4 protein-coding genes are annotated in these 5,627 nt (G+C 58.8%); 1 reads left to right on the top strand and 3 read right to left on the bottom strand.

The window, feature by feature from the left end; all coding sequences use genetic code 11:
- Positions 1–185: hypothetical protein (locus HMPREF9153_RS04610; protein ID WP_004809858.1), on the top strand; the 185-nt coding region annotated here is incomplete at its 5' end.
- Positions 186–266: 81 nt separating this feature from the next.
- Here HMPREF9153_RS04610 and HMPREF9153_RS04615 read toward each other — a convergent pair.
- The 3 genes from HMPREF9153_RS04615 to HMPREF9153_RS11820 form a co-directional block, all read right to left on the bottom strand.
- The gene (locus HMPREF9153_RS04615) at positions 267–866 is read right to left on the bottom strand and encodes a recombinase family protein (RefSeq protein WP_004809860.1); all 600 of its coding nucleotides are present in this window, start codon (positions 864–866) and stop codon (positions 267–269) included.
- A gap of 873 nt (positions 867–1,739) precedes the next feature.
- Positions 1,740–3,143, bottom strand: a complete 1,404-nt coding sequence (locus HMPREF9153_RS04625; protein ID WP_004809866.1) for an MFS transporter — start codon at positions 3,141–3,143, stop codon at positions 1,740–1,742.
- A complete protein-coding gene (locus HMPREF9153_RS11820) occupies positions 3,136–5,181 on the bottom strand; it encodes a YcaO-like family protein (protein WP_023032101.1) in 2,046 nt (681 codons plus the stop codon). Before HMPREF9153_RS11820 ends, HMPREF9153_RS04625 begins: the two co-directional genes overlap by 8 nt.
- Positions 5,182–5,627: the final 446 nt, after the last annotated feature.

Here is a 5,627-nt window from a genome sequence, read left to right on the forward strand (position 1 = left end):
ATCTACGGCTGGAAGTGGCCCGATGCAACGCCGAGATGGCTGAGACCACCCGGGTCATCAACCGCCTGAACTGGGCGGTGGCCGAGACCGCATGGGCTCAGGGAACACCCGAGGAGATCGGCCCGGAGGCTATTTGCGCTGACATCGAGGCCCGCCTGATCGAGGACCATCCCGAGCTACGGTGAGCCCGGGCCATGGCCAGGGATGCGGTCGGCGAATACCTCGACCGCGTCGGCACCTCGAAGTATGCCGGCTACCTCGCCGGTTCAGGACCGTGAACTCCTTCTATAGCGGCCTTGGCCGGCCAGGGCCGTGTAGAGGGTCTGCCGGGAGACGTGGAGGTCACGTGCGATCCTGGCCTTCGGCACGCCCTCGCCGCTCCGGGTGCGCGCTTCGGCAATCTGGTCGGCGGAGAGCTTGGGTCCGCGGTCGTAGATGCCTCGTTGTTTGGCCAGGGCGATGCCCTCGGCCTGGCGTTCGCGGATGGTGGCGCGCTCCAGTTGTGCGACGGCGGCCAGGATGGTGAGCATGAACTCGCCCTGGGGTGTGTTGGTGTTCAGTGCCGGGTTGTCGACGAACTCGACCTGGACCTCCTTGTCCTGGAGCCGGGAGACGATGTCGAGGAGGTCGCGGGTGGAGCGGGCCAGCCGGTCGGGCGACTTCACCCGCACCGTGTCGCCGGCGCGGACGTAGGCGATCATCTCGGCCAGCTTCGGCCGGTCGGTGTTCTTGCCGGAGGCGGCCTCGGAGAAGAGCCGGTGCACGTCGCCGATCGCCGCCAACTGCCGGGCGGGATTCTGGTCGGCCGCCGAGACCCGTACGTAGCCCACGATCTGTCCAACGACATTAAGACTGCTTGCACTCATGCGTCCAACAGTATCGGGAACGGCCCTGATGGACACCGGAAGTACTCACCGGCCAATACGTCCAATCGGGTATACCCCACCAGACGGGTATCAGATAGCCTGGTCTCGGTCGGCTACTAGCACCGGCTGGGATTGAGCCCATCAAATGTGGAGGCCGATGAGGTCGATGCAAGTGGACTGGGCGTAAGTCAAAGGGCTCTCCGGTGCACCGAAGAGCCCTCAAATGCGATGAGCCCGATTGTCAACAGTCGTATCGTCGTCGGCGCCGAGTACGGTGCCCCGTGAACACCCAGGTCTTCCGGATGGCAGCCGATCTCGACGAGCGCGTCGACGACTTCCAACATCACCCGCTAGGCGATGTCGGCTCATTCACGTTCGTCACCGCGGGCGCCCACCATGAGGATCCGCGAAGGCGGTCGAGTCATCGACGCCGTCCCGGCGTTGGCCACAGGTATGAACAACGATGGCGCCGCGAGCTCCTCGGCATGCGCATGGCAGCTGCCGAAAGTGGGACCGCATAGAACGAAATCCTCGCCGATCTCGTCGCTCGCCGCCTGACTGGCGTTCACCCCATCAGCTTTGTGACGCGCGGGCCCGACGGCGTGAGCCGATCACAGCGAATGTGCTCGGCATCTTCTGATAACGCGCCGCACCCGATTCTCAATCACTCTGCAATGCAGGAGATTCGGCGACTATCCCGAGGATCTGCGCGGGATCGGCTTGGGGATTGGGATCCTCACACCCCACGTCAGACGATTTCTACAGGACATGGAGGATTCAGAACCGGCTGCACTCCGGATCCTGAGGTATGGATCTGCGGCCTCCAGCCCGGTCCAAGATGCATGTCTCTGGATGCTGAACACGTGGGCGGTTTCACTGCCCGACCACTTGATCTGAACGGATCTTGAGCAGCGGAAAGGCTAGGGCCAGCACCGCCACAGCGATGATCACCAGCAGGACGACCGAGCGCGAACCAATGTCCAGGCCGCCGCCGAGGCTGGTCGCCAGGAAGGTGGTTGCGGCGGTCGTGGTGGCGATCCCGGAGATCGACTCGGCCATCACCGCGGCATTGCTGACATCCATATCGGACAACCCGTCAGGATCCCCAGGTGGCGTGAAGAGCATGTTGAGGGTGTCGACGTAGCACAGGCCCATCCCGATACCGGCCAGGGCCCATCCCACCGCGAGAATCGTGATCGGGGTGGTGCCGAACCAGCGGCTGGAGGCACAACTCATGACCACCACACCCAGAGCGAGGATTGCGACTCCCAGACCCGCGCGGCGCCGATAGGCAGCCGTGCTGCCCGCCGGTCTCCAACCGCAGAACAGGCCCGTCAGGGCCCATCCGAGGCCACCGGACATGATGACGACCCCGATGGCTCCAGCGCTGGCGCCGAAGGCGTCGTGGGCGATGATCGCGACCACCGAGTCGACGGCGAAGTAGAGCCCGCACAGCCCGAACATGAAGGCGATCACCGTCCGGCGTCGTGACCTCAACCTGAAGGTCCCGTTGGGAAGGACTCGGCGTGCCGCCACTGCCAGCAGTGCGATGCCGGTGCCCAGCAGCACCATTCGCAGCCACGGCGAGTTGACCGGCGCGGCAATGCACCCCATCGCCAGGGCCAGCAACACGGCGTCTGCCCAGCTGATCTGGCTGTCCTGAGAGGGTTCACGATCGGGCAGGTGGCGCGCCACTATCGCGCGAGCTGCGAGCAGGAGGGGCAGATACAGCACCATCGCCCATCGCCAGCTCAGGGCGTGCGAGATCCATGCGGCGTAGCCCGGACCGAACAGCGCCGAGATGACCCACATGGCAGACATCGCTGCCAAGGTGATCTGGCGCACTCGTCCCGCCAGGCCGGTGACGACGGCGCCCATCGACACCGTTGCGATGCAGCCGGCCGCGAATCCCCGGATGGCGGTGCCGATCAGGAACCACACAATGCTTGGAGCGACTGCGCACAGGATCGCACCAGCGCAGATCAACGCAGTGAAGCTCATCAGCAGTCGGGGGATCCGGAACCGTGCCGTGAGCCCTACTCCCAGCGGTAGCCCTGCGAAGTTCGCCACGGCGCCGGTGGCGGTGACCACCCCGTAGAACGAGTGCGCTTTCAACTCGGCTGCCATCAGTGGCATCACCGTCTGCGAAAGGTAGGTCTGAATCCCGGTCAGCAGCTCCACCACCAGAAGTCCGCCGGCCAGAGCAATCTGAGCTGGCCCGATGGTGTCCGCGACCCTGTCGGCTGCGGATGCTTCGCTCTCGGGGACGTCAGGCATGGGGAAGAGGGAAGTAGTGCAGAGACTCTGGCGATTGGTGATGGTTCAAGATCCCCAATGTTTCATACTCGTTCTGGATTCGTCCATGTCCAAGGTGGGGATATGCGGCCGGGAAATTGGGTACCAACCCTGGCACGATAGTTTTGACGACATTGGCCCCCATCATGCGAACATCGGGAGATGTCACGTCCACTACAATTGGCTCGTACCCGCGGTCCGTGATGCGCTTGAGGTAGGCGTCCAAACTCCGCTCCTCCAACTGATGGGGCGGCAAGGGGTCATTAGTAGTATTTGGGTAAAGCCATGGATCTCGATACGGCGCAGAACGCGGGTCCAAGTTGATCTGCTGTTGCATCATGAGGTCATCGACGTCGCTAAAATCATCGGAGATGTCGTCTAGGTATCTGCGATCCTCGCGATACGGATGAATCGCTGTGGCGAGGAACTCCTTACGCTCAATCGCCTGCCTGAGCTGGCCACGTTCGCAAAGCAAATCTCGACTCCCGTCCTGTAGAGTGTAGGCCTCGGTTAGCGCTTTGAGCGCAGATTCCTTGATCGTCGGACGGCAGGCAAATCCGACGTTAGTGATCTGCTCTTCCGTGCTCCGAAGTGCGGCGGCTACTACCGGCACTCGAAATTCGTTTGGAAGACTAAGAAATGAGATTTCATTATCATGAGACTCTGCAAATTCAACTACCTTATTGACCGTCGAGTCATCAATTTTTATTGATGGTATAATCGGCTGGCTATGCCACCAGATCATCGTGGCATCTCGTTCAATGATCTCTTCAAGGGATGACATCACTGCGTATTCATACGTGGAGCCCGCTGCGACCCCTGTGTACGGGACCGACTCAATTGGGGGGAACGTTAATTGTGTCATTCGCTTGAAGTTGACATACACCATCGACATCGGAACCCAAGTCTCAACCCCGGTAATCAGGTTGACTCCAGGGATCCAGGGGAGGGCTAGGTCCTCTGCGAATGGAACGAAAGGAAACCCTGGTTTCGAGTACTGTTCTTCCGAAAATAGTATCAGGCGTCTGAAATCAATAACTGACTTACCTTGATGGATCATATCTGCAGCGGTAGCAGTCGTTATTGGAAGAGTATCGAGAAGATTTATGCAGTACCTCTCTATGCTCTCGCCGATTGCGGCATACCTGGATGCCTCAGTGTCGTTGAATGTGCTTCCTTGGCAAACCGTATTGTTAGTCCACTGAGAGATGCGGCGAGTGTTACTAACATCACTTTGGATTGTCTTCAAGCACGGAGGTACGGTTGGTGAATGACGAATCTTTCTTAGACGAGAGATAACTCCGTGATCCTCGTTTACAAGTTCGTCAAGATCCCCGATCGATTCGTCTTCGTGCAATTGAGGGTTGCCGTTCCAAGGAACCACTATCGAGCGTTCCTTGTCACTACTCTCTATTGAGTAATTCGTGATCTCGCAAGCACGAGTTCGATGAAACTTAAAGAACGATCTTTTTATTATCGATTCAAGAATTGGTGTTGCATTATTGAGATCTGGGTGAACTGAGATCTTATCAAAAACTTCTGGTCTAGCCGCAACTGCTATCCGTCGCAGATTTAGGTCTCGGTAGGTCCAGCCATTTGAAGGAACGATGTAAAGGTTTGGATATCTGAGTTCAACTGCGGCGAACTCGATTCCGCCCTCTCTTGCGCGTTTTTCCGCAAGGACACCTGCACTTCCGTCAGGGCAATCGCTTAGCCATAGTACGGAGGTGGCCTCGGAAGGCTCTGAGAGAAATTTAGCAGTGGTCCACACTGCGCAGCCAAGTCGGTGGGCCAGCTCGGTAGAGGCTGTGCTAGTGGATACTACGAGTTCAGGTCGATTTGACAGATCAACCTCGATTCGTTGAGAGAACAGTGAGCCTGTCTCGTTCAGCGCAGGCAACTGTAGTTGTTCTACGGCGGCCTCAGCCTCGTAGAGTTTCCCATTAGTTGCGCGTAGGAAAGTGCTCTGCCCAGATCCCCACGCATAGACAACTCTGTTAAGGACAGGCTCACTGTTCACAGTGTCCTCAGCCCTGCGTCGGAGACGGATGGTGATTTCCGTTGGGGGCAAGAATGTTTTCGTCGCGGGTCTTCTCGGGAACCTCCTTCACTTTGATCGAGACCTTCTTGTGGGGAGAGCTTTCAGGCTTGCTGATAAAATCCGACATCGCTTGATCTTTTCCTTGGTGGAGCGGGCTTTCACCCCGTACCGACGATAGTAGACCGTTCCTTGGGGATCCTCTAGATTTGGTCGTGGTTCTGCTAGGTCTTGGATCTCACTCTGATCCGTCGTCCGATGCTGTTTCGGAAGGCTTTCAGTGAGGAGATTACGGCCTGACAAGGAAAAATGCTTCTACCACAACGACCGTCGAACGCGAGTACAGGACATCTCGTAGACGGAAGCAGGCTCCCCAGCTACTGGGGAGCAACCTCATGACATCCGAGTCGGGTCAAGTCCCTTGTAGT

Origin of the sequence: Cutibacterium avidum ATCC 25577, from assembly GCF_000227295.1 — a bacterium.
GTDB lineage: Bacteria > Actinomycetota > Actinomycetes > Propionibacteriales > Propionibacteriaceae > Cutibacterium > Cutibacterium avidum.